Raw genomic sequence first — 22073 nt, forward strand, 5'->3', positions numbered from 1 at the left:
TGTGAAACGAATCATCAGAAAGACTTTTATTAAACAGAAACATGAGAATTTCTGATTTAGGTAAAAATAGTCCAAAAAATGATTATTTCATTCGTTTTCCTGATGTTTTAGATGCTGATGGATTGAGGAATACGCAATACTTTGATCCTAATGCAAAAGGTATTGAGCATATATATTCAGGAGAAGTCAACCGTCGTGGCAACGCTGTAGGATTTCATACAGAATCTTTTCCTGGTTCACCAGGAAAAGTGATACCTGGAACGGGGACTCTACCAGATGTAAACGGAATTTATACAGGAAAAGTGACTGTTAACGGAATACCCAAAGGTGGAAATAACGGAGAATCAACGTTCTTCCCTTCAAGTTGGCATCCTCAAATGGTAGTAGATGCAATAAATCAAGCGTATTTAAACCGAACACAAGTTAATGGAAATGAATATAAAGGTTATTACCAAGGAATTGAAATTCACATGTATCTGGATAGGGACACAGGCTTAATTCGCTCAGCATTCCCTGTATACCGACCTTAGGAGGAAAAAATATGGTTCAATATAAAATAAGGTATTTTGATATTCCTGTCCCAAAACCACATAAGCGGGCATATTTAAAATTTATGGATGTAAGATATGAGGGCTTAACATTCTTAATAAATGATACTATTACAACAGACCTAAACTGGGAACATAGTATTGTTAATCAATTGAAGAAAGTATTATCTGGAGAATTGGAACCTCAAGGTACAGGAACAAACCGAACAACTTTAGAAACCACAAAAGATACCACGACAATTATCGATCACTTTTGGGGCGATGAAACAATGGATTATTTTGAAGATGTCGTGGTTCCAACAAAAGATTTGTATGATTTAATCATTTGGTGGATTCAGAAAAAATTAGAGGTAGAAATAGAAGCTGATAAAAGTGGATTATCAGAAGATGAACTGAATGCTCAGAGTACGATAATCGATACAGAAAAACTTCCGCAGAATGATGAAGAATAAAGGAAAAACAGTTAAATCTAAAACGAAAACTTACACTATGATTGGTAAGCTATCGTTTTAGATTTTTTATTCATGATGTTAAAGATTCTATTGCATACATGTTAAGTATTACTCATCCGTGAATAGTTTAAATTTGATTGGAAAACTCTTTCTTTTTGTGTAAACTAAGTAATTGATATAATTGATTTATTACTGCGACTTTTAGAAAATAGCACTCTGAGAAGGAGGAACACACATGAAAACAAAAATGCCTGAAATTCTTTCTTTCATTTCAGAAGAAGCTGTTAATAGAAAAATGACCAGTGAGGAAATTGCCGTTCACTTTGGTTATGATAAACATCACTTTAGTCGGAAATTTAAAGAGATAAATGGATTCAGTGTTGCTGAATTTCTCTCTAGTTTAAAAGTTGAAAAGGCGATCTTTGAACTTGATGAAGAAAAGCGAGTACTCGACCTACAAGAACGTTCAGGTTTTGAAAGCAGCGGTAGTTTCACGAATACATTTAAAAAATATACAGGAAGTTCTCCTAGCGCGTATAAAACAGAAATGAATGACCTTTTTGATGATATGAAACGTTTTGAAACGAACGATAAGGATCAGTCAATAGCGCATTTTGAAGAAAAGAGTCATTCTTTTTGCACCGTAACGATTGAAGTACCGGACGGATTTGATATGGGGATCCTATTTATTGGACTTTTCCGGACACTTATACCGAATCATCTGCCGATATCTGGATTAGCGACTAAAAATTTAATAGGAAACAAATTGAAAAATATTCAAAATGGAGACTATTACTTATTAGCTTGTGGGATAAGCCGTTCCAATAATATTCTATCTTACTTTAACTTAGGCAATAGCTTGAGGGGGAAAGAAGATGACAGATTATCTTTTCCAAACTGTTCTGGCAATCATTACACGATTAAGCTGAGAGAACCAATACCAGAAGACCCACCAATATTAGTAAATGTGGGAAAACTTTTGATTTCCCGTTTAAAGAACACAATCTAGAATAATATTATTTGACCGTGAAATGATACACTAGTCGTAAGTTGATGGAATGGAGGAAATAGTTATGAGTTTAAATGTAAAGAGTGTCACTATAGGTTTACCAGTAAGTAATTTGGAAGAAGCTGCAAGTTGGTATGAAAAACTTCTTATGAGTGATGAGAAAATTACCCCTGTTGAAGGCATTATTGAGTATCAAATTGGGTCGGTTTGGCTTCAACTTTACGAAGAAAAAACTACTGTTTCAGAGAACGGTTTACGTTTAGAAGTGGACGATTTAGACACAGAATTTGAACGTTTAAAAACACTTGGCGTAATTGCTGACGAGGCAATTGAGGATGTACCCGGTGTCCTTCGATACGTTGATTTCTCAGATCCAGATGGCAATAAATTATCTTTTTTATGGTTATACCCTCAAGAATAGATTTAAATAGTGCTTATATGAATGAACATAACGCTAAAACGACGGATAGATGATTCGTCGTTTTTTAATTTTAGAATCAATGCTTAAACGGTTTGCACAAACGATGGCAATTTAAGATGAGGATAAAAATTAATCCCTAGAACTACTGCAGAAATCAATGACTACTTAACTCTCTACCGTTTTTTCACAAGTACACACCACGTAGTGTATCTAAATGGATTAAACGACCAAAACTCCTCAGCTTTTTCAATATAATTCACGACTTGCTCCGCAAGAATCATCATTTCCCACTTATCATCAGGGAAAAGCCACTTAATTCCGTCTTCGTCAAAATAATGGTGAGGAACGCCATCTTCTATTCCCACCTCTAATACAAATGTATCTTTTTCGATTTCTTCTCCCTTACCATACAAATCCGCTTTTGTCGATTTGATCGTCCCTAAAAAATAGCCACCTGTTATAAGCGAATCGTAAATGCAATCAATCGCTTCAATTATTTTATCTAAAGTATTATGTTGAAGTACCGCCCAACTAAAAACACCATGCAAAAACTCTTTCTTACTCCACGGATAGTTTTCCATCGAAGTCAAGGCTTCAAAATAGTCAATGTTATTTTCTTCTAATTTTTTTGTAGTCAGTTCTATTGCTTTACTAGAATTATCGCTAATAAAAACCTCACAGCCCATTTTTCCCATCACCAAACTGTGACGTCCTCCACCGCAACCTAGATCCCAAACCCGTCGCTCTTGCTGATTTGGAAATTCTTTTGCTAAGAGTTCTATGAATTTAACGGCTTCAGGTTCAGGTGCTAATTCTATGTTTTTTTGATCATAAAATAGCGTATTCCAATCTGCCATATTCTTCCCCACTTTCTTTAGATTTCCATTTGTTATGTACTATAAGCATATCATATTAGCTACTCGTGCTTGCCTCAAATTCTTTATTTTTGCTGTAATTAATTGATAAGCTGTGCCATAATTATTTTTGAACCGTTACTTCTTGGCTTGGATCCTATTTTTGAAAAACCAGTTATATCAATGGTTATATCGATGTAAACACCTGTATACACCTATATTTCTAGTAAAGTACACTCTAATAGACAGACAAAATACCCTCTTCTATATTATCTTAGACTCAAAGGAGACAGCAAAATGAACTTTAATAAGCAATTAAAACTTTATCGTGAAAGAGATGGTTACTCTCAAGAAGAACTTGCAGAAAAAATCTATGTCACGCGGCAAACAATTTCTAAATGGGAGAACGATCATACTTATCCTGATATTCATAATTTAATTGCATTAAGCACTCTTTTTGATGTCACTTTAGATGAATTAGTCAAAGGAGATGTAGCAATTATGAAAAACAATCAACACATCGAAGCAGAAAAAATGAATCGACTCTCTTGGGTTATGATTGTGTTTATTGTCCTAACAGTTTTATCTATTGGTCCTGTTATGTTACTTTGGGATTGGTACGGATTGGGTATTTCTTTGGTTCTTTGGGGAATTTCTATGATTGCGGCTTTAAAAATCGAGAAAATCAAAAAGGAAAGAGATGTTCAAACCTATAGTGAAATTGTGGCTTTTATAGACGGGGAAGACCTTGAAGTAGCCAGAGCCAAACGGGATAAAAAAAGGGATCGCTGGAATAAAACAAAAATTGTTTTGGGCTTTTCATTAGTAGCTGGTGTACTTGCTGCGATTAGTTCGTTTCTATGGGTTTGGCTTTCGTAAAATGCTTTCGTAAAATGCTTTCGTAAATTTATAGAAAGGACAACGTGACTGAGACATAACTCTGTGAGTCATATCCGGATAAACGGTGGGATCAGAAGCAACTCCTTCGGAAATAAATGCTTCTATCCCACACCTTATTAGCCGTCTGAATTAACAAAATTGAACAAAAAAAGCACAAACAAGTTTTTTTCTTGCTAGAACTTTTCATTCAATTTTATCTACAATCCGCATGCATACCTTGTATTCACAATAATTCTCTTTAAATTAACTTACTATTTTTAAAATATGGTAATTGGATTTTAACCAATTAGCAAGAGGAGCTCCCCTCTTACTTTATTTCTTAGCTATACAACAAAAAACAATATATGAACTTGTCTTTTTGGATTAACGTTATGTAATTTCTAATGATAAATATGGTTTTGCGTCAGAAAATAAATCTAGAGACGTGTGTCTCTCATTTTGAATGGTATACTTTTTGTCGCTATTTTCTAAGTGAATTTGGATCTCTTCGATCAACTGAATAAGTAGGCTAGTTTCTTCTCTTTCATACGCTGAAAACAAGTAAAGTTGTGCGACATTTTTATATTTTCCACTATTATTATGATACACTTGAATTTTTTTTTCTTGATACTTTTTTACGTATATATTGGTACTTGTCAACATAATAAACCGATCATTCACATCTGAATTTGGTGGAGAGAATTGCGACTCCATTTCATGAAACATTGCAAATAACTCATAAAAAGTATTATCCCAATTTTGAACATCCTTTTGTTTTTCTAAAAAAGTAAATTCAATTTTCGCTAACGGCTTCATCACAGCTACCATAATACAAAACCTCCTTTCCGACTTTTTAACATTCTTTTTTTTCTATTAAAGTGATACTGACATATGTTAAAAATAGACATACTCCCGTACATAATACGATTAAAATAGCTAAGCTTTTAAAATTTGCTCCCTGCAATAATAATCCCACCAAGCTAGTCCCCCAAACCCAAGGAATCGCTAAGAATAAGTAACTGCCAATGATCATTGAGGCAATCGCTGTGATCAATAAGGATAACCCGCCAAACATAATCGTTGCTGTGCTGTTCAAATAAATCGTTGAAAAGAGAAAAATTTGGACGTAAGCTGAAATACTCAACAAAATAGATAACAATAAAACCAAGTAAACCATAATCTGCAGTTCACCAAGAATTACATTCAACAAAAATAAAGGAATAATAGAAATTAAAGCTGATATAAAAAGTTTGATAATGATAGCAACAGACTTAGTCACTAACTTTTTCTTCTTAGAGAAAACGTTGGATAATAGATATTGATAGTCAATAGCCACTTCTCCTTTCATCGAAAAACTGACTGAAAGACTAACAAATAGTGGTAAACACATAAAATAGACTTCAGTAAAATACCGTAATGATTCATAAAAAGTAAGACCTCTGTAGTAAAAATAACTATTTATAAGAATCGTTAAAAGCGTTGGGAATACAAGACTTATGTTAAATAAACTATCATGCTTTAGTAAAAAATTTTCTGCCCTCATTAGTTGGATACTTTTTTTCATGCTTAACACCCTTTCTATCTATAAAAAGCAAGCTCAGTACAATTCCCAATATCACTGCTGCGATAACCAAATAACTACTATTTGTACTCACTATCATCGGATCATTCTGATCGATAATTGAACCGCTAATACTTACATTTAGAGTTGGCATGATTGCTCTACTAGGCCAAGTCCACGGAATTACTTTGTACAGGTCACCATCCCCAAAAAATACAGTCAAAAGTGTTCCAAAAATAAAATTGATGATTAGTGTAATTAAAAAATTGCTTTTTCTTTCTAAAAATAAAACAAATGGAACTTGCCACAAACTTGTCACAAAAATCAGCATTGTTGATAAACAAATAACAACTCCTGAAGTATAAGGAAATAATTGATTGATACCCACTGCCAGTCCACTAAATAAAATTAAAAAGCTAGCATAATAAAATGTAATCACAAGCATTTTTGAAAACCATTCATAACTTCTATTATTTTTAGGTATTTGCAAATTTTTAAAATCAGTTGATCGTTTTTCATGGTTGTAAATAGTATGGACTATAATAGGGATTAACAGATTGATAAGCAAAAAGCTCAACCAATTAAATAAACTTGCAACAGCATTGTTATTCAACGATGTAAAAGAGAACCCTATTGTGATGATTCCAGCAAAAAACAAGAATAATAAATTTTGTCTCATGATCCCTAATGATTTTGTTTTTAACCATTCAGACTGAACATATCTAAACATAATTCTATATACCTCCCTCATTGGCTAGTACTTTCAAGAATGTATTCTCTAAATCCTTTATATTTTCAATCGTTTCTTCGTATTGAATAACGCCATTTTTAATAATTCCAACTTTGTCCGCTACATGCTGGATTTCTGTTAAGCTATGACTTGATACAATAATCGTCATGCCCATTTTTTTTAGCTGCTGAAGTAAATCTCTAAACTCAATTACGCCTACAGGGTCCAATCCGTTTGTTGGTTCATCTAGTATAAGCAATTGAGGATCATTTAAGATAGCTAATGCAATACCCAAACGTTGTTTCATTCCAACTGAGTAATCTTTTACTTTTTTTGAGTCATCGATCAACCCAACTGTTACTAAAACTTCTGAAATTTTTTGCTCAGATAAATTATACCGTAGCGTTTGAACCTTCAAATTTTCACGAGCGGTTAAGTTCCCATACACAGCCGGCTGTTCTATTAAAAAACCAATGGAATCACTGTCTATTCCTAAAAAACCAATCCTTCCTTCATCAAAAGAAATAATCTGAGAAATAATTTTCAATAAAGTTGATTTTCCAGCACCATTCAATCCTAAGAGTCCATAGATTGTATTTTTTTCAACATTTAGGGAAACGCCATTTAAAATAACATTTTTTTTGTAGCTTTTCTTTATGTTCGCTACTTCTAGCGCGATACTCATGTGATAACCTCCTATAAGATTTTCTCACTAGTAATCACTATTACTAGCGAGAAAAAATATTTTAATACCTTCTCCATCATTTTGGCTCACCTCATCATCTGAACATTAGGTTCTCTGCTTATTTTACCCAATTACAGATTACTGTTTGAAGTTTACTTCCTTGACATCCCATAGTACATAAACTAACACTTGTGATTCTTGGTTCTGGTTTTACTCCGTTTATTGTTTGTGCTACATCTAAATCAAAATCATCAAATTGTGTCATTTCTGCTTCCTCCTCTTATTTTTTATTTTTTCCCAATACCTACTGAACAGTTACATGTGATCGTTTTTAATGCACAGCCCATCAATACTCCTGTTACACATCCGGGGGTACATAAACTTTTACTTGTGATCCGTGGTTCTGGTTTTACTCCGTTCGTTGTTTGTGCTACGTCTAAATCAAAATCATCAAATTGTGTCATTTCTGTTTCCTCCTCTTATTTTTTTATTTTTTCCCAATACCTACTGAACAGTTACATGTGATCGTTTTTAATGCACAGCCCATCAATACTCCTGTTACACATCCGGGGGTACATAAACTTTTACTTGTGATCCGTGGTTCTGGTTTTACTCCGTTCGTTGTTTGTGCTACGTCTAAATCAAAATCATCAAATTGTGTCATTTCTGTTTCCTCCTCTTATTTTTTTATTTTTTCCCAATACCTACTGAACAGTTACATGTGATCGTTTTTAATGCACAGCCCATCAATACTCCTGTTACACATCCGGGGGTACATAAACTTTTACTTGTGATCCGCGGTTCTGGTTTTACCTCGTTCGTTGTTTGCGCTACGTCTAAATCAAAATCATCAAATTGTGTCATTTCTGCTTCCTCCTCTTATTTTTTATTTTTTCCCAATACCTACTGAACAGTTACATGTGATCGTTTTTAATGCACAGCCCATCAATACTCCTGTTACACATCCGGGGGTACATAAACTTTTACTTGTGATCCGTGGTTCTGGTTTTACCCCGTTCGTTGTTTGCGCTACGTCTAAATCAAAATCATCAAATTGTGTCATTTCTGTTTCCTCCTCTTATTTTTTTATTTTTTCCCAATACCTACTGAACAGTTACATGTGATCGTTTTTAATGCACAGCCCATCAATACTCCTGTTACACATCCGGGGGTACATAAACTTTTACTTGTGATCCGCGGTTCTGGTTTTACCTCGTTCGTTGTTTGCGCTACGTCTAAATCAAAATCATCAAATTGTGTCATTTCTGCTTCCTCCTCTTATTTTTTATTTTTTCCCAATACCTACTGAACAGTTACATGTGATCGTTTTTAATGCACAGCCCATCAATACTCCTGTTACACATCCGGGGGTACATAAACTTTTACTTGTGATCCGTGGTTCTGGTTTTACCCCGTTCGTTGTTTGCGCTACGTCTAAATCAAAATCATCAAATTGTGTCATTTCTGTTTCCTCCTTTTTTCTTAATTTTTATTACACCTTAATTATAAGGTGGATCGTTCATTTTGAATGAAAACGTCTCAACAGCTCGTTTTTTATTCAAAACTGCTAATAACCTAATGCTTCAATCCAAGAACTTCTATTTCCATATCGCTCCCTTAATAACGTAAGCAGCACACCTGAACTCCCACCCAATAAACCAATATCTGTTACTGACTTTCCAAATTCAATACTGGTAAAGCCAAAATGATTCTTCTCATCATAAAAACGAAGTATCTCTTCTTTAACCACTTTGATATACTCATCAAAATCTGACGTTCCAAGTTCCTTTTTAAACGTCAATAACGTATTCAATAATCCGCTATAGCCATGACAAATAGTAGCTGAAAACAATCCTTCTTCTTTGGAATAAATACTTCTAATTGATTGTCTTGAAAAATCGATAATATCTTCCTTTTCTAATGCTTTTCCTGCATACAGTAATGCAACTGCAACTCCTGGCGTGCCATAACACCAAGCATCACGATTCTCCACAACATCTGTTTTAGTATTTGTTAAATAATTTTCTAACGTCAACATTGCTGGCCAAATAATTTTTTGATTTTTCACTATACTATTTTTTATTAGAAAATCAACAATATACTCTATCGCTATAGCTTGCCCTGGCACAGTGATCCCTTTTAGCATACTTTTACTCAGAACTAATAGAATCCCTGCAACACCATGTGCCATACCTAAATTAAAATTTCCATCAGGATATAGTTTTGCTTCTTCTTCAGTAAATTGATTACGAGAACTAATATGAAAATTAGGATATCCAAACCGTTCATCTGTTAGGCTAACCAAATAGTTTAATATTCTAGTGAGCCAGTGTAAACTTTCATCATCGTCTTGTGTCAATAAGTAGAGACTTGTTCCTGACAGGCCTTCAATAATATCGTAGTCCGTCATTTCGACTTCTTTATCTGCAAGTAAATTTAGTTTTTCCTCTACGGATCGTAATAAAACTTTTTTCAAGTTTCCTTTTAATTTGGGATATTTCAAGTGATTGGGATCAAGACCGTCAATTCCAAGTAATATTCCAGAAATTCCCGAAAACATCGATGGATTTTTGATACCATACGTTTTTATTGATAAAACAATCTGTTGTAAATAGTTATGACCGTATTCTTCCCACGATTCTTTTGGAAAAAGACTAGATAGCTCTCCAAATAATAAACACAGAGAAGGAAATCCATGGCTTAATGCTAACGGGTGCCAATTTGAGTATTTAGTCCCATCGATAATCACAATGTTCTCTTCCGAATTGATGAGTTCATCAATTTTGTGATGATCCGCATGATTTTCAGCGCATTTTTTTAAATCAAATTTTGTTTTAAGCTGCAAAGTATTCTTCATATGATTCAGCCCTTTCCATCTCTTGATATAGTCGACAATTCTTCATTAAATGTGCATGTGTACCTATATCAACAATTTCTCCTTTATCCATTACGATAATCTTATCCGCATTTTGTGCTGCTAAAATTCTATGCGAAATAAATATTCCAATCTTTCCTTTTGTTTTTTCATAAAAAGAATCAAACACTTCTTTTTCTGAAATTGGATCTAAAGCAGAACTAGGTTCATCCAATATATATACGGATGCTTTCTTAAAGAATGATCTCGCAAGTGCAACCTTTTGCCATTGTCCACCGGAAAGCTGCCTTCCATTTTCAAACCAAATGCCCAATTGTTGATTTAAGTCTTCTTCATCTAAAAAATCAATATTCAACTCACGCATACACGTTTTCATTATTTCTGTATCTGAAATATTTTGAATATCACCAAAGCCAATATTTTCTTGAAGAGGTAATTCATATTTCACAAAATCTTGAAAAAGCACCGACAATTGTTGCTTATATTTAGTTTCTCCAATTTCCCTTAGCGGCACTCCATCTACTAAAATTTCTCCTTCTGAATTTTCATAAAGTTTAGTCAAGACTTTAATCAGAGTCGATTTTCCTGATCCATTTGGTCCTACAATAGCAACTCTTTCCCCAGCATGTAACGTCAAGTCCACTTTCTTCAAGGCCAAACTTTGTGTCTCTGGGTAGTGATAAGAAACCTTTTTAAGCTCAATATCATGAATATCTGTGATCTCTGCATTATCTGTTATCAAGACTTCTTCATTTTCAATCTGAACAAATTCTTCTATAAATTCGAAAAGTTTTTCCATATACAGATTATTGTTATATAGAGCATAAATACTCGTCATCACACCTTTTGAACTAGATTGGATCATCGAGGTTACTTTGATGATACTTACAACATTTCCGACCAAAATAGTTCCTGAATAAGCAGCGGTAATTGCTACAAATAGTACAATCGCCCCAATAATTTGAACCCCCACTTCAAAAAGAATACTTAATTTCGATTTTTGATATAAGAGATCCATATCCTGTTTAATAAAATTTTCTTTTATTCTGGAAAATTTATTTATGATATACTCTTTCAAATCGTAAAACTTGACTTCCTTAAATGAAAAATCATGAGTTAATATATAATTTAAATACCAAGACTCACGTTCATCTTCCATACGCTGATATTGTATATTAAATTCCCGCTTACCAATCTGTATATAATAGTAAATGGAAGTCAATGGAACTAATGTTAGCAATAGTGCCATTTTCCAACTCCACATTGATAAGAAAATAATTGAACCAATCAACGTAATCATTGTCTTCATCAAATTAATAGTCATATCCAAACTTTGAGAAGGTTTAAAAGCTATTTGACCATTGATACGTTCAATTTGATTATATGTTTCTGAATTTTCAAAATCTTTTAATTTCATGTCGCCACAAGCATTCATAATGATTTTATTTAGTTTGTACACCAAATTCACCTGCAGCTTTTGTTCAAAGATAGCCGAAATTTGTCCGACTATCTCACTACCCACTGTAAAGCTAACAAACGCAATCAGCAAAACCATCACTCGATTAAGTACTTGATGAGCTACTATACTATTTAGTAGTTCTTGTGATAAATATGTTGTAAGTAATGGTACAACTGACACTAACAGACTCAATAATAAAATAACAATCAGATTTTTCTTTTCTAAATCATAGATAAGTTTTAAAGTCTTTTTTGTATTGGAATATAGATTCTTCATGATTAAGCTGCCTCCCTTGTTCTAGTGTGGATCAAGTAATTAAACACTTGACCTACAACAGCCATCACAAACGCCTCTTGATTTTGATCAACACCAAATAATCGATTACAATGCAGATGAATAAAACTAGAACAAATATTTATCTTTTCTTCTAAAGAAAAATCCATCCGTTTGTATACTTCCAAATAATCTTCTACCGATTCTTTCCTTAAAGTCGCCCATTTCTTCATTTGGCTATCCGTACGTCTAAATTCATCTAGTATTTTCTTTTTATTCTCACGGAAATACAAACTGCTATCTTGACGTTTCTCATACGTATGCACAAGAGCTTTGATTTCAGAATCTTCCAAACTCAATTGGTCAATAAAGTTAACAACCGTCAATACTCCTGATAATTCAAACGGAATGTCCAGTGTTCCCAACCTATTACTATATAAAATATTTTCAACAACCTTGCTATCCGCCATAAATACTTTTTCAGCTAACGAAATCAATTCTTTCCCACCATAACGTTCTACTTCTCGTTCATAGGAATCGATCGTATACCTAGCGATCATCTCCTGCGACAACAACGTTTTTAACCAGTCAAAGATTCGAGTTGTATACTTTTGAAGTTTCTCTTCTGATGCATTGAAGCGCAAGCGAATATGCGGATGTGTGTCTATATATCTCATAAAGAAATAGTGAATTCCTGTTTCTTCTTCAAGTTTCGAGCAAAACTCTTTAATACAAAGTGTAATTAAATCCAACTCCTTCTTTCTTGTCGTATAAAGTTTAAAATAGAGCCAGTCATCATAAGGTAGTTTTGTGCTTGTTTCAAAATCGCTCGTTACAATTGATTTCGGTAAAATAGTTTCATCCGTCTCTTTTTCAACAGAAAACATTGGCACTACAATCTCAGCAGTATAACTCTCGTCGTTTTGGTCAACAAACACATTCTCTCCTTCTTCACAGGCTTGCAGTTGTATCCGCATTTGTGCCTTAGAATTTTTTTTGTACTCTGCAAACAAAATCTCTAGTTCAGAATCATTGTTAAAATGGATTGGAATACGATTATCATAGTCAGTTAAATAGAACCTGTTTGGAAGCGCAAATGCCTCTTTGTATTCACTGAATTTCTTTTTAAATAACTCAAAATCATTAATCATTTCAGGCATAAGACTCTCTGTCGAAATGAACCATCTTTCTGGTGACAAAACGATACTTTTATATCTTAATTCAGGTATATGATCGAAATCAGAATAGATCCTATGCCAAGGGAATTCACTCCACGAACGTTTCCTGTATATCGAAATCTCATGTAAAAAACGCAACATATTATGTGAAATACCTGGGTTCAGCATATTCGTTGCCTGAAATTCAAGTAGATCTCCGTTTTTTCTATTTCTAGCATAAAAACCGTAGTTATCAATACCAATCAAAATATCTTTAATCGTTATCTCTCGACTCACTTCCAAAGAATTATTTGTAAATAAAGAGAGTTCATATTCTTTAAAATGAGGATTTATTGAAACATTACCATTGCGAATATTACTAGGAACATAGCTGATTTCACATGTTTTCACATACTTATTTCTTTTAGTTGTTTCTTTATCTTGAATCGTTTTAATTGTTTCCCCAAAATGGTTACTTAGATGACCAAATCTTCCAAACGTTTTGCCAGCGCCTTGAGATCCTCCCCCTGGGCTGAGATATGCTAGATATTTTTCTCCTGATTTTTTCAATAGAAAGAATGCTTCTAAGGACTTTAGTAATTTAGTGTCTTCAAACTGGGAATCGCCTAGTAATTTTTTGACATCCTTTTCGCTAAGATCAATTGCAGCCCCTTTTTTCTCTGCCACATTTATCTTCGAAAGAAAATAGTTTCTCAAGCGTAAATTATAATCAGGTATCACAGGCGCTCTGGAAATAAAATCATTTTCAGGCTTATCATAGGAAAATGGTGCTCCCAATCCATTACCCGTATCAAATAAATCCGTTAGCGGAACTTCTTGACTAAATCCATACTTGTCTAAAAACTCATCTTGATAAAGTTGTATGTGCGCAAAAGCTGGATTATTTTCTGATGCTAACAATGTTAAAAAGCTAACTGCCTCGTTTATTTCCTCAACTAAGTTTTGAGGAATAGAAATCGTATCATTGTTTAAAAAACTATCAACTTGAAGAGGTGATGTACTTCGATAAAGAGTGTTCATTTCTTTATACAACGTTAAATAGGTTTGTTCTCCTGTTCCAAGTTTCATCTTGTTGTATTGTTTAATTTGATCATCAACTTTTTGCAGTTGAATAGCTCGTTCAGAAAAATACGCATTTTTATTCAACTCAGTGATTAAGTACTCCAACTGATTCCTCACAGTCATCGGCGGCCTTAAATTCGAAATCAGAAATTCGTTTTTTATCAATTTATATAAGAAAGAACTCAACTTATCTTCATTTTGCTTAGGATACGCTTGTCTAAGCGTATCTAATAAATTTTCAAATGCTACTAGATTTTGACCTTGATCCATCAACAACTTAAATGGCATTGATAGCTGAATACTCTCAGTAGAACTTGCTGTTTCAGTATTGTATAGCATGTAGACACGATTTCCTTTTGTGTAAACAGCTGGGTTGATTTTAAATTCCAAATGTTGATATCCATTTAACTCTTCTTTTTTGATTACATTGAAGATCCAACTTAAATCAGCTCTGGCGACGTGTTCAAAGTTCTTTTCATCAAATGTAAAGTTTTCTTTATTTGTTGAAGTTTTTGCTATACCGACTGCTGAATAGAGACCAAATGGAGTTGTTCTTGTATTTCTTCTCAAAGCATACTTCAATAACGACTGCTCTAAATTCCTTTTTTTCTTATTCGATAGTGTTTTCCCATTGACTAAATACTCCTTCGCTTGATCATAAATCGATTTGCTAGAAATCAAAACCTGTTCTCTAAATACTGGATCGTTAAATAGATCTTTAACATCTGTATTCTTTTCTTTTTCAGAAACAGTAGGTAGTCTAACCATTACTTCCTCGTTTACTTCATAAAGTTTCTTCATACTTTCATTCCTCCTTATTTTACTAATTGTTCTTTTCTTGATGTCCAATCGGAATATAAACTCTATTGGATAATCTTATTTTCATATAGTGTAAAACAACAGAAAAAGTACTTTTACCTTTTTCTACTGAATTTAGCGTTAGGAACTCTTTTTTAATATTAACTATTCTGCAATCTATCCGTCCCGTAGATAAACACGCGTTTTCTTTCATGATCAATAGTCTGTTCTTGATTTTTCAACTCATTACCTCCTTGCTACATATTAAGTATACGGTCATTTTTATAAACAATACTGCTTCACTCTGGAGATGTCCCTCTTTGATCAAAACTGTATTTTTAACGATTACTCTTTTGCAGTGATGATGTCAAAACCGTGACGGTTATACTATTAAAGAGATCCATGCTGATTTTTATATCAGAATGATTTTTCTTCCTTGTGAGCGTTACTATCCTTGCTACATTTACAGTATATCTCCTCATAGCAACAATGCTTTGTTTACTCTGAAGACAGATAATTATTATCAGAACTGCTTTTTTTGTAACTAGGCTTATACAGTTGTGATATCAAAATCGTTAAGTGGGCATTTCATTAAACTATTATCTATAGAATGAATTCCCTTCACTTTACATACTCGCCTGCTAGTAGCTCTTCATTTACGACGTTGTTTTAACCGCAGAAGGCTGGTCCAAAATCTACAAAAAAAGGATGTGGTATGACTCGCAGAGTCACACCACATCCTTAAGGAATCTAGATAAATGCTGGGAGAAAAAGGTCCTCCATGCTTCGAGGATCGGAGTGAAACGAGAACCGTAGATGCAGAAGCAACGAATTGATGTTACAAAGTACCTACTTCACGTTATTTCGATCTCATCAATCTCTATGTATCAAAGGTACCAAGAATTGAAGGACTGTACTAAACACTTCTGTCTCCCTCTTAATTTCCTGTATTTAGATAGCAAAAAAGCATGGGAAATACCATGCTTTATCAAGGTGATAACCGGATTTGAACCGGTGATCAAGGTTTTGCAGACCTGCGCCTTTCCTCTTGGCTATATCACCATTTTATTCTTTTAAGTCCATCAATTCTTTTGGGATTTTTGGTTCATAACACAACCCAATACAAAAGTTCTCCATATTCAACATTCCTAACTTTACCAATACTTGTCCAATCATTTTTACTCCTCCTATTAATTGTCATTTATATTTTGAAAGTAGCAGCAATTTGTTTTCTACTATCAACTTAAAGGTGATAACCGGATTTGAACCGGTGATCAAGGTTTTGCAGACCTGTGCCTTTCCTCTTGGCTATATCACCATTTTATTCTTCTACGTCCATTAATTCTTTTGGGATCTTTGGCTCATAGCACAACCCAATACAAAAATATTCTATGTTCAAGGTACCTAATCTTTCTAACAATTGTCCGATCATTTTTTAGTCCTCCTTTAATTTAAAGTGCTTCATGTAACTTAGGTAGCAACAAGACAGATGCTGTAAACGCGCCTAAAATAATTAAATTCATTGAAAGTAATGTTAACGGTATTATGAAGTTTAAGGTTACTACACTTTGTGCTATCAATGCTTTTTTTCTTAACTTCTTTCTTTTGGTTTGATTATAAATTGGATTCTTCTTTGAATCTGATGGAGCATATAGATATGTGATGATAAAACCTAACAAAAAGAGAACAAACAACCATTTTTCTGAAAACAAAAAACCTATTGAATTCAGCCAAGGGACGCCAACTAGTAGCACCAAAGAGAGAATAGCACATTTAAAATCAGAACTAGCATGTGCTCCTTGAGCGTTACCGCGTATAAATAAAAAGAAAAAATGGAAAACAAATACTGGGAAAATAATGTTTAAAATCCACGCTACTATATAAATTATTACTAGTTTATAAAAATTAACTAAAAAGAACTCCAGTCCTAGTTTACATTTTAAATAGTAGATAGTATCTGTTTTATCAATCTTTAGCCTCCTCAATAAAACAACTGACAATTCCTCCACGAGATTTTTTCTTTCAATTCGTTCCATTTCATTCACCTCACACCATTAGTATAGTCGCTATAAGCAACTTTATAATCTTTTATCCTAACAGAGTATTTTTTTATCAAAACCGCAACAGCTTCTATCTCAAAAAAATAAGTTAGCTAAATCACGCAATTCGGTTATAATTCGTTATAAAGTGATGTCCAAAATCAAAAGAAATGCTATAATAGCATTATTAGGAGGCGCTTTGGTTATGATCTATTCGTTGACTTTGCTTTTACAAGCTATCATCTTTTTTATTACGCTAAAGATTTTCACAAAAACTAAAGGTTTAACTCTGATAGAAAGTCTATTTTTTCTATTATTAGTGTTAAACAATGTATTTGTTATGCAGTATCTAGGAAATATTGCTTTATTAACGAATATACTCCTACTATTTTGTATCGTATATACTAGAAATAAAGAATGGATGTATGCGTTATCAACTGTTTCCATTGTAATGATTGTCAATATTCTTGCTGATCATATCGCAACATTTATATTATCGTTGATGTTCCAAATCCATATCTTAGAATCAATGACTAGCGATATCATGTTTTACTTATTACTTTCCTTTATTTTTGCTTTAGGAATAATTGTCCTCACAAGAAAATTTTTTGAAAGTAATGCGCAATTCTTAACCTCAAAAAAAGGACGGAAACCATTCACGCTCGCCACAGTGTCGATTTTGTTTGTATTTTATTTGAATGTCGTTTTCGAGTTAGTCTCTGGTAATCAAAAAAACATCGTTGAGCTTAATTTATTATTTTTTGCAATCATCTTACTTGTTTCAGGTATCACCATTGCTTCATACATACAGTCAATCAGACGAAATTATGAAACAGAACAACAAAAATTAGAGTTTGAAATGATGAGAACTTATACGAATAATCTAGAGCAACAGTATTCTGAAATTAGAAAGTTCAGACATGATTATCAGAATATTCTCACTTCATTAGAAGGATATATTTTAAAAAAAGATTATACGAACTTAGAGAATTATTTTTTTGAAAATATCAAACCTACAGGCAAACAAATTCAACAGAATAATTTTGTTTTAAAGGATTTGTCTAAAATGAAGTTAGAAGATATTAAAAGCCTGATTGCTGCTAAGGCCTCCGTAGCACAAGAAAAAAATATCAAGGTTGTTATTGAAGTGACTGAACCTATAGATTTTATTAATATTTCTAGCGTTACGTTAATTAGAGCCCTTGGAATAATTCTTGATAATGCTATTGAAGCTACTGAGACAATAGAAAATAAACGACTCTCTATTGCTTTTATAAAAAATAAAAATTCGATACATATCGTTGTTGAAAATACATGTTTAGATGATCTACCTAAGCTTCACGTCTTAAAAAAAGAAGGCTATTCTACAAAAGGACCAGATAGAGGACTTGGTTTAAGTAATCTACAAGAGTTAATAAACTCCTCTTCAAACAGTACATTAATAACAAAAATAGAAAACACCAGCTTTAGCCAAACCATCACAATTCTAAACGATTAAGGAGAATTAGTATGCTATCAGTATTTATTTGTGAAGATGAAAGAGAACAACGTCAAAATATCGAGGATTATGTAAAGAAAACCATTATGATCGAAGAATATGATATGGAACTAGTTCTTTCAACAGCTAACCCTACGGAAGTACTAGATTATGTCAAAGCAAATCCTAAAGAAACTGGCTTATATTTTTTAGATGTTGATTTAGGTCAAGAGATGTCAGGTATTGCATTGGCTTCTGAATTACGAGAAATTGATGATTTTGGAAAAATTGTTTTTGTTACAACTCACGCTGAATTATCCTATCTAACTTTTACTTATAAAGTAGAGGCCATGGATTACATTATTAAAGATAATCCCGAAAATATTCGAAGCAGAGTGCAAGAATGTGTACACACCGCATTTAAAAGATACAAAAATGATAACCAAGAGAAAAAAAATATCCTAAAAATCAAAGTAGGTGATAAACTCCATGTGTTGGATTACGACGATATAATGTTTTTTGAAACTTCACCAGTTCCACATAAACTAGTCGTTCATTTAGATGATTCTCAACTAGAATACTACGGGTCCATCAAAGATATTCCGCAAATAGCTGAAAACTTTTATCGTTGTCATAAATCATTTGTAGTAAATAAAAAAAATATCAAACATATAGACAAAACAAACAGAGAAATTGAATTAAGCAACGGTGAAACCTGTTTTATTTCAACCAGATTTATGAAGGGCTTACTCTAAGTTGTTCATTTACTATTCAAATAATACTAAATGAATAACTTGTAAAACATACTTTGAAAAAGGTTCTCTCAATTACCGTTTCAATGGTTTATAGTCCGTATCGTTTGAACAAAACGAATATCATTTTAGGCAGTTCTTTGAGTATGTCTCTGTCAAGTGAATCAAAAAAAGATTTTTAAAGTTAGCTATCAACTTTAAAAATCTTTTTTTACTTGTCATTCAACCAGCCTAAATATAATACAAATTCTCAGACGGATAAACCGCATCACTCGTAATATCCAAACCTAACTCTCTTAACGTTTGCTCATCATTCTTACTCAACATCACTGTAGAATGTGCTTGGACACCATTCAATTCAGATAATTTATCATACGCTAACTGTGCTGTTGGGTTTGTCACAGCACTGATTGCTAAGGCAATCAAAATTTCATTGGCTTTTAAAGCCGTAATTTTGCTGTGTAACTCTTTGCGTTTCATCGTTTGGATGGTTTCAAGAATCACAGGAGACAATAATAAGATTTCATCTGAAATATTGGCTAACGTTTTAATAGAATTCAAAATAGCAGATGAACATGAATCCATTAAGCTACTCGTTCTCCCTGTAACAATTCGGCCGTCTGCTAACTCAAATGCAATAACAGCAGGTGTATCATTGCTTTGGGTTTGTTCTCTTAATTGCTCTGAATACTCTCTAGCAGGAAGTACCGCTTTGCGGTCTTCTTTTTTCAGCTCGACTTCTTCCATGATCAGCTTAATGCGATTGACTGTTTCTTCATCGATCAAGCCTTTTTTAAAGTCACATTCTGTAGCAAAACAGCGACGGATAATTTCTTGTTTAGAGGCTTCTTTTACCACGTCATCATCGATGATCCCAAAACCAACACGGTTCACACCCATATCTGTTGGGGATTGATAAACGGATTCTTCTCCGGTAATTTTTTCAATGATTCGTTTGATTACTGGGAATGTCTCGACATCACGATTATAATTAACAGCCACTTTTTGGTATCTATCAAAATGGAATGAATCGATCATATTCACATCTTTCAAATCAACAGTTGCTGCTTCATAGGCAATATTTAAAGGATGTTTCAACGGAACATTCCAAACTGGGAAGGTTTCAAATTTTGAATAACCAGCAGTCTTACCGTTACGGCTTTCATGATAGAGTTGATTCAGACAAGTTGCTAATTTCCCACTGCCAGGACCAGGTGCTGTCACGACTACGATTGGTTTTGTTGTTGGAATGTAGTCATTTTTCCCAAAGCCTTCTTCGCTGACGATTTTCTCAAGATTGGATGGATAATCTTCGATCGCCGCATGTTTATAGACTTTGATATCTCGTCTTTCCAATTTATTGATAAACATTTTTGTAGAAGGTTGTCCACTATAGCGGGTAATCACCACACTGTTGACGGCTAAGCCATACTCTCTTAACTCATCGATTTGGCGCAAAATATCCATATCATAGGTGATCCCATAATCACCACGAATTTTATTACGCTCGATATCCCCTGCATAAACACAAATCAAAATCTCAGCTTGATCTTTTAATTTTTGTAAAAGTTTAATTTTAGCGTCCGCATCAAATCCTGGCAGAACGCGTTTCGCATGCATATCGCCAATCAATTTCCCACCAAATTCCAAGTAAAGCTTGTCGTAATGATCAACTCTTTCAAGGATATATTTTGATTGCTCTTCGATGTACTTTTGTGGATCAAAACCTTGTTTTTTCACGTAAGAACCCTCCGATATTTATATACTGCCATCTATTATAAACTTATTTTCGGATGATTACGATAAAGAATTTCATTATTTCTTATCTAACTATAGTTTACGTATCAATGCTGACCTATTTTGAGTCTACAATCCAATTTTCTCAAACGCTTGCTCTAGATCACTAATCAAATCATCAATGTATTCAATCCCTACAGATAAACGAATCAACCCATCTTTAATTCCAGCCTGTTCTCTGATTTCCTTTGGAATAGACGCATGTGTCATCACTGCTGGAACTTCGATCAAGCTTTCAACCCCACCCAAGCTTTCTGCTAACGTAAAAATAGTTAGACCTTCCACAAACGAATTGACCAACGCCTCATCTTTCAGCTCAAAAGAAATCATGCCACTAAAACCGCTCATTTGTTTTTTGGCTAATTCAAAGCCTGCATGACTCTTTAATCCAGGATAATAAACAACTGAAACAGCTGGATGGGTTTCAAGATATGTGGCAATTTGTAATGCATTTTTTTGATGAGCTTCCATTCTAAGGGCTAATGTTTTAAGACTTCTTTGAACTAACCAACTATCGTGGGGACCTAGAACGCCCCCTATTGCATTTTGGTAATAGCCGATTTTTTCTGCTAATGCCGTTTGATTTGTCACTGCAAAGCCTGATACAACATCACTATGTCCACCAAGATACTTGGTTCCACTGTATACCACAATATCGGCTCCTAATGCTAAAGGACGTTGAAAATAGGGCGTCATAAAGGTATTATCTACAATCGTCACTAAATGATACTTGTTTGCTAAAGAGGAAATTGCTTGAATGTCAGAAACTTTCAATAATGGATTGGTTGGCGTCTCAAAGAGAATTGCTTTTGTTTTCTCAGTGATTGCCTCTTCTATCGAGGTTAAAACATCTATTTTCACCAATGAATAGGTGAGTCCATTTTTCTCAAAAACCTTTTGAACTAGTCGAAACGTGCCGCCGTATACATCATCGCCTAATAGTATATGGTCTCCTGCTTCAAAAAGGGATAAGACGGTATGCAAAGCTGCTAAACCAGAAGCAAATGCGAAGCCTTGTGCTCCTTCATCAAGTTCCGCTACTAATTCTTCTAAAGCAAATCGGGTTGGATTTCCAGAACGAGAATATTCATACTGTTTAGGGTTTCCAACACCATTTTGCTTATAGGTTGATGTTTGATAGATTGGGACGCTGACTGCTCCTGTTTGTTCATCGTTACTGATTCCACCATGGATTAATTTTGTTTGAAAATGCATCGTTTTCCC

Annotated in this window: 27 protein-coding genes and 2 tRNA genes; 7 read left to right on the forward strand and 22 right to left on the reverse strand. The window is 33.8% G+C overall.

The features are described 5' to 3' along the window. Positions 1–41: 41 nt before the first annotated feature. The 4 genes from I586_RS11460 (at position 42) to I586_RS11475 (ending at position 2430) form a co-directional block, all read left to right on the forward strand. The gene (locus I586_RS11460) at positions 42–530 is read left to right on the forward strand and encodes an EndoU domain-containing protein (protein ID WP_010766303.1); all 489 of its coding nucleotides are present in this window, start codon (positions 42–44) and stop codon (positions 528–530) included. An 11-nt stretch (positions 531–541) separates the two neighbouring features. After that, entirely contained in the window at positions 542–1000 is a 459-nt protein-coding gene (locus I586_RS11465; RefSeq protein WP_010766304.1) for a hypothetical protein, read from the forward strand. 235 nt (positions 1001–1235) lie between these two features. Beyond that, positions 1236–2009: a helix-turn-helix domain-containing protein gene (locus I586_RS11470; protein WP_010766305.1), complete on the forward strand. Its 774-nt coding sequence runs from the start codon at positions 1236–1238 to the stop codon at positions 2007–2009. A gap of 64 nt (positions 2010–2073) precedes the next feature. Then, the gene (locus I586_RS11475) at positions 2074–2430 is read left to right on the forward strand and encodes a VOC family protein (RefSeq protein WP_010766306.1); all 357 of its coding nucleotides are present in this window, start codon (positions 2074–2076) and stop codon (positions 2428–2430) included. A gap of 173 nt (positions 2431–2603) precedes the next feature. Here the strand turns inward: I586_RS11475 and I586_RS11480 are convergent, their stop codons facing one another. Then, complete coding sequence (locus tag I586_RS11480; RefSeq protein WP_010766307.1) at positions 2604–3287, reverse strand: class I SAM-dependent methyltransferase; 684 nt, start codon at positions 3285–3287, stop codon at positions 2604–2606. Between the two features lie 294 nt (positions 3288–3581). Here I586_RS11480 and I586_RS11485 point away from each other — a divergent pair, with 294 nt between their 5' ends. After that, positions 3582–4163, forward strand: a complete 582-nt coding sequence (locus tag I586_RS11485) for a helix-turn-helix domain-containing protein (protein ID WP_010766308.1) — start codon at positions 3582–3584, stop codon at positions 4161–4163. Between the two features lie 390 nt (positions 4164–4553). On the opposite strand, the gene I586_RS11490 is transcribed toward I586_RS11485, so the two are convergent. From I586_RS11490 to I586_RS11565, 19 genes are all read right to left on the reverse strand, one after another. After that, positions 4554–4991 (reverse strand): hypothetical protein, encoded by a 438-nt coding sequence (locus I586_RS11490; RefSeq protein WP_010766309.1) that lies wholly within the window; start codon positions 4989–4991, stop codon positions 4554–4556. Between the two features lie 25 nt (positions 4992–5016). Then, entirely contained in the window at positions 5017–5553 is a 537-nt protein-coding gene (locus I586_RS11495; protein ID WP_034702414.1) for an ABC-2 family transporter permease, read from the reverse strand. A gap of 121 nt (positions 5554–5674) precedes the next feature. Continuing rightward, positions 5675–6454 carry a lantibiotic immunity ABC transporter MutE/EpiE family permease subunit gene (locus tag I586_RS11500; protein WP_010766311.1) on the reverse strand — a complete coding sequence of 260 codons (780 nt, stop codon included), beginning with the start codon at positions 6452–6454 and terminating at the stop codon, positions 5675–5677. A gap of 4 nt (positions 6455–6458) precedes the next feature. Then, positions 6459–7139, reverse strand: coding sequence for an ATP-binding cassette domain-containing protein (locus I586_RS11505; RefSeq protein WP_010766312.1), 681 nt, complete (start codon positions 7137–7139; stop codon positions 6459–6461). Between the two features lie 118 nt (positions 7140–7257). Further along, a complete protein-coding gene (locus tag I586_RS17170) occupies positions 7258–7404 on the reverse strand; it encodes a gallidermin/nisin family lantibiotic (protein WP_016249977.1) in 147 nt (48 codons plus the stop codon). Positions 7405–7426: 22 nt separating this feature from the next. After that, a complete protein-coding gene (locus I586_RS11510) occupies positions 7427–7603 on the reverse strand; it encodes a gallidermin/nisin family lantibiotic (RefSeq protein WP_016249978.1) in 177 nt (58 codons plus the stop codon). A 23-nt stretch (positions 7604–7626) separates the two neighbouring features. After that, positions 7627–7803 carry a gallidermin/nisin family lantibiotic gene (locus I586_RS11515; RefSeq protein ID WP_016249978.1) on the reverse strand — a complete coding sequence of 59 codons (177 nt, stop codon included), beginning with the start codon at positions 7801–7803 and terminating at the stop codon, positions 7627–7629. A 23-nt stretch (positions 7804–7826) separates the two neighbouring features. After that, a complete protein-coding gene (locus I586_RS11520) occupies positions 7827–8003 on the reverse strand; it encodes a gallidermin/nisin family lantibiotic (RefSeq protein WP_016249979.1) in 177 nt (58 codons plus the stop codon). A gap of 22 nt (positions 8004–8025) precedes the next feature. Further along, on the reverse strand, positions 8026–8202 hold the full coding sequence (locus tag I586_RS11525; RefSeq protein ID WP_016249978.1) for a gallidermin/nisin family lantibiotic: 177 nt from the start codon (positions 8200–8202) through the stop codon (positions 8026–8028). Positions 8203–8225: 23 nt separating this feature from the next. After that, complete coding sequence (locus I586_RS11530; protein WP_016249979.1) at positions 8226–8402, reverse strand: gallidermin/nisin family lantibiotic; 177 nt, start codon at positions 8400–8402, stop codon at positions 8226–8228. A 22-nt stretch (positions 8403–8424) separates the two neighbouring features. After that, the gene (locus I586_RS11535) at positions 8425–8601 is read right to left on the reverse strand and encodes a gallidermin/nisin family lantibiotic (protein WP_016249978.1); all 177 of its coding nucleotides are present in this window, start codon (positions 8599–8601) and stop codon (positions 8425–8427) included. 105 nt (positions 8602–8706) lie between these two features. Then, on the reverse strand, positions 8707–9996 hold the full coding sequence (locus I586_RS11540) for a lanthionine synthetase C family protein (protein ID WP_010766314.1): 1290 nt from the start codon (positions 9994–9996) through the stop codon (positions 8707–8709). Continuing rightward, positions 9974–11749, reverse strand: a complete 1776-nt coding sequence (locus I586_RS11545) for an ABC transporter ATP-binding protein (RefSeq protein WP_010766315.1) — start codon at positions 11747–11749, stop codon at positions 9974–9976. Before I586_RS11545 ends, I586_RS11540 begins: the two co-directional genes overlap by 23 nt. Before the next feature lie 2 nt (positions 11750–11751). Beyond that, positions 11752–14787 (reverse strand): lantibiotic dehydratase, encoded by a 3036-nt coding sequence (locus I586_RS11550; RefSeq protein ID WP_010766316.1) that lies wholly within the window; start codon positions 14785–14787, stop codon positions 11752–11754. Between the two features lie 988 nt (positions 14788–15775). Further along, a tRNA-Cys gene (locus I586_RS11555) sits at positions 15776–15846 on the reverse strand. Between the two features lie 3 nt (positions 15847–15849). Next, complete coding sequence (locus I586_RS17175; RefSeq protein ID WP_010766317.1) at positions 15850–15960, reverse strand: cyclic lactone autoinducer peptide; 111 nt, start codon at positions 15958–15960, stop codon at positions 15850–15852. Positions 15961–16031: 71 nt separating this feature from the next. Continuing rightward, positions 16032–16102: transfer RNA gene (locus tag I586_RS11560), tRNA-Cys, on the reverse strand. A 3-nt stretch (positions 16103–16105) separates the two neighbouring features. Then, complete coding sequence (locus I586_RS17180; protein WP_010766318.1) at positions 16106–16216, reverse strand: cyclic lactone autoinducer peptide; 111 nt, start codon at positions 16214–16216, stop codon at positions 16106–16108. Positions 16217–16235: 19 nt separating this feature from the next. Then, entirely contained in the window at positions 16236–16820 is a 585-nt protein-coding gene (locus tag I586_RS11565; protein ID WP_010766319.1) for an accessory gene regulator B family protein, read from the reverse strand. Positions 16821–17028: 208 nt separating this feature from the next. Between I586_RS11565 and I586_RS11570 the strand changes: the two genes are divergently transcribed. Then, a complete protein-coding gene (locus tag I586_RS11570; RefSeq protein ID WP_010766320.1) occupies positions 17029–18321 on the forward strand; it encodes a sensor histidine kinase in 1293 nt (430 codons plus the stop codon). 11 nt (positions 18322–18332) lie between these two features. Further along, entirely contained in the window at positions 18333–19055 is a 723-nt protein-coding gene (locus tag I586_RS11575) for a LytR/AlgR family response regulator transcription factor (protein WP_010766321.1), read from the forward strand. Positions 19056–19283: 228 nt separating this feature from the next. Here the strand turns inward: I586_RS11575 and I586_RS11580 are convergent, their stop codons facing one another. Together I586_RS11580 and I586_RS11585 are read right to left on the reverse strand one after the other, a co-directional pair. After that, positions 19284–20792: a DUF1846 domain-containing protein gene (locus tag I586_RS11580; RefSeq protein ID WP_010766322.1), complete on the reverse strand. Its 1509-nt coding sequence runs from the start codon at positions 20790–20792 to the stop codon at positions 19284–19286. A 126-nt stretch (positions 20793–20918) separates the two neighbouring features. Further along, entirely contained in the window at positions 20919–22064 is a 1146-nt protein-coding gene (locus I586_RS11585; protein WP_010766323.1) for a cystathionine gamma-synthase, read from the reverse strand. Between the last annotated feature and the right edge of the window lie 9 nt (positions 22065–22073).

This window comes from Enterococcus moraviensis ATCC BAA-383 (assembly GCF_000407445.1).
Lineage (GTDB): Bacteria > Bacillota > Bacilli > Lactobacillales > Enterococcaceae > Enterococcus_L > Enterococcus_L moraviensis.

What these genes read in the sequence shown, in the direction of transcription:
- I586_RS11515 (WP_016249978.1), bottom strand. Translation starts at nt 7,803, where the DNA reads ATGACACAATTTGATGATTTTGATTTAGACGTAGCACAAACAACGAAC.
- I586_RS11510 (WP_016249978.1), bottom strand. Translation starts at nt 7,603, where the DNA reads ATGACACAATTTGATGATTTTGATTTAGACGTAGCACAAACAACGAAC.
- I586_RS11480 (WP_010766307.1), bottom strand. Translation starts at nt 3,287, where the DNA reads ATGGCAGATTGGAATACGCTATTTTATGATCAAAAAAACATAGAATTA.
- I586_RS17175 (WP_010766317.1), bottom strand. Translation starts at nt 15,960, where the DNA reads ATGATTGGACAAGTATTGGTAAAGTTAGGAATGTTGAATATGGAGAAC.
- I586_RS11470 (WP_010766305.1), top strand. Translation starts at nt 1,236, where the DNA reads ATGAAAACAAAAATGCCTGAAATTCTTTCTTTCATTTCAGAAGAAGCT.
- I586_RS11570 (WP_010766320.1), top strand. Translation starts at nt 17,029, where the DNA reads ATGATCTATTCGTTGACTTTGCTTTTACAAGCTATCATCTTTTTTATT.
- I586_RS11545 (WP_010766315.1), bottom strand. Translation starts at nt 11,749, where the DNA reads ATGAAGAATCTATATTCCAATACAAAAAAGACTTTAAAACTTATCTAT.
- I586_RS11535 (WP_016249978.1), bottom strand. Translation starts at nt 8,601, where the DNA reads ATGACACAATTTGATGATTTTGATTTAGACGTAGCGCAAACAACGAAC.
- I586_RS11505 (WP_010766312.1), bottom strand. Translation starts at nt 7,139, where the DNA reads ATGAGTATCGCGCTAGAAGTAGCGAACATAAAGAAAAGCTACAAAAAA.
- I586_RS11500 (WP_010766311.1), bottom strand. Translation starts at nt 6,454, where the DNA reads ATGTTTAGATATGTTCAGTCTGAATGGTTAAAAACAAAATCATTAGGG.
- I586_RS17180 (WP_010766318.1), bottom strand. Translation starts at nt 16,216, where the DNA reads ATGATCGGACAATTGTTAGAAAGATTAGGTACCTTGAACATAGAATAT.
- I586_RS11550 (WP_010766316.1), bottom strand. Translation starts at nt 14,787, where the DNA reads ATGAAGAAACTTTATGAAGTAAACGAGGAAGTAATGGTTAGACTACCT.
- I586_RS11585 (WP_010766323.1), bottom strand. Translation starts at nt 22,064, where the DNA reads ATGCATTTTCAAACAAAATTAATCCATGGTGGAATCAGTAACGATGAA.
- I586_RS11530 (WP_016249979.1), bottom strand. Translation starts at nt 8,402, where the DNA reads ATGACACAATTTGATGATTTTGATTTAGACGTAGCGCAAACAACGAAC.
- I586_RS11495 (WP_034702414.1), bottom strand. Translation starts at nt 5,553, where the DNA reads ATGTGTTTACCACTATTTGTTAGTCTTTCAGTCAGTTTTTCGATGAAA.
- I586_RS11540 (WP_010766314.1), bottom strand. Translation starts at nt 9,996, where the DNA reads ATGAAGAATACTTTGCAGCTTAAAACAAAATTTGATTTAAAAAAATGC.
- I586_RS11465 (WP_010766304.1), top strand. Translation starts at nt 542, where the DNA reads ATGGTTCAATATAAAATAAGGTATTTTGATATTCCTGTCCCAAAACCA.
- I586_RS17170 (WP_016249977.1), bottom strand. Translation starts at nt 7,404, where the DNA reads ATGACACAATTTGATGATTTTGATTTAGATGTAGCACAAACAATAAAC.
- I586_RS11460 (WP_010766303.1), top strand. Translation starts at nt 42, where the DNA reads ATGAGAATTTCTGATTTAGGTAAAAATAGTCCAAAAAATGATTATTTC.
- I586_RS11520 (WP_016249979.1), bottom strand. Translation starts at nt 8,003, where the DNA reads ATGACACAATTTGATGATTTTGATTTAGACGTAGCGCAAACAACGAAC.
- I586_RS11485 (WP_010766308.1), top strand. Translation starts at nt 3,582, where the DNA reads ATGAACTTTAATAAGCAATTAAAACTTTATCGTGAAAGAGATGGTTAC.
- I586_RS11565 (WP_010766319.1), bottom strand. Translation starts at nt 16,820, where the DNA reads ATGGAACGAATTGAAAGAAAAAATCTCGTGGAGGAATTGTCAGTTGTT.
- I586_RS11490 (WP_010766309.1), bottom strand. Translation starts at nt 4,991, where the DNA reads ATGGTAGCTGTGATGAAGCCGTTAGCGAAAATTGAATTTACTTTTTTA.
- I586_RS11525 (WP_016249978.1), bottom strand. Translation starts at nt 8,202, where the DNA reads ATGACACAATTTGATGATTTTGATTTAGACGTAGCGCAAACAACGAAC.
- I586_RS11575 (WP_010766321.1), top strand. Translation starts at nt 18,333, where the DNA reads ATGCTATCAGTATTTATTTGTGAAGATGAAAGAGAACAACGTCAAAAT.
- I586_RS11475 (WP_010766306.1), top strand. Translation starts at nt 2,074, where the DNA reads ATGAGTTTAAATGTAAAGAGTGTCACTATAGGTTTACCAGTAAGTAAT.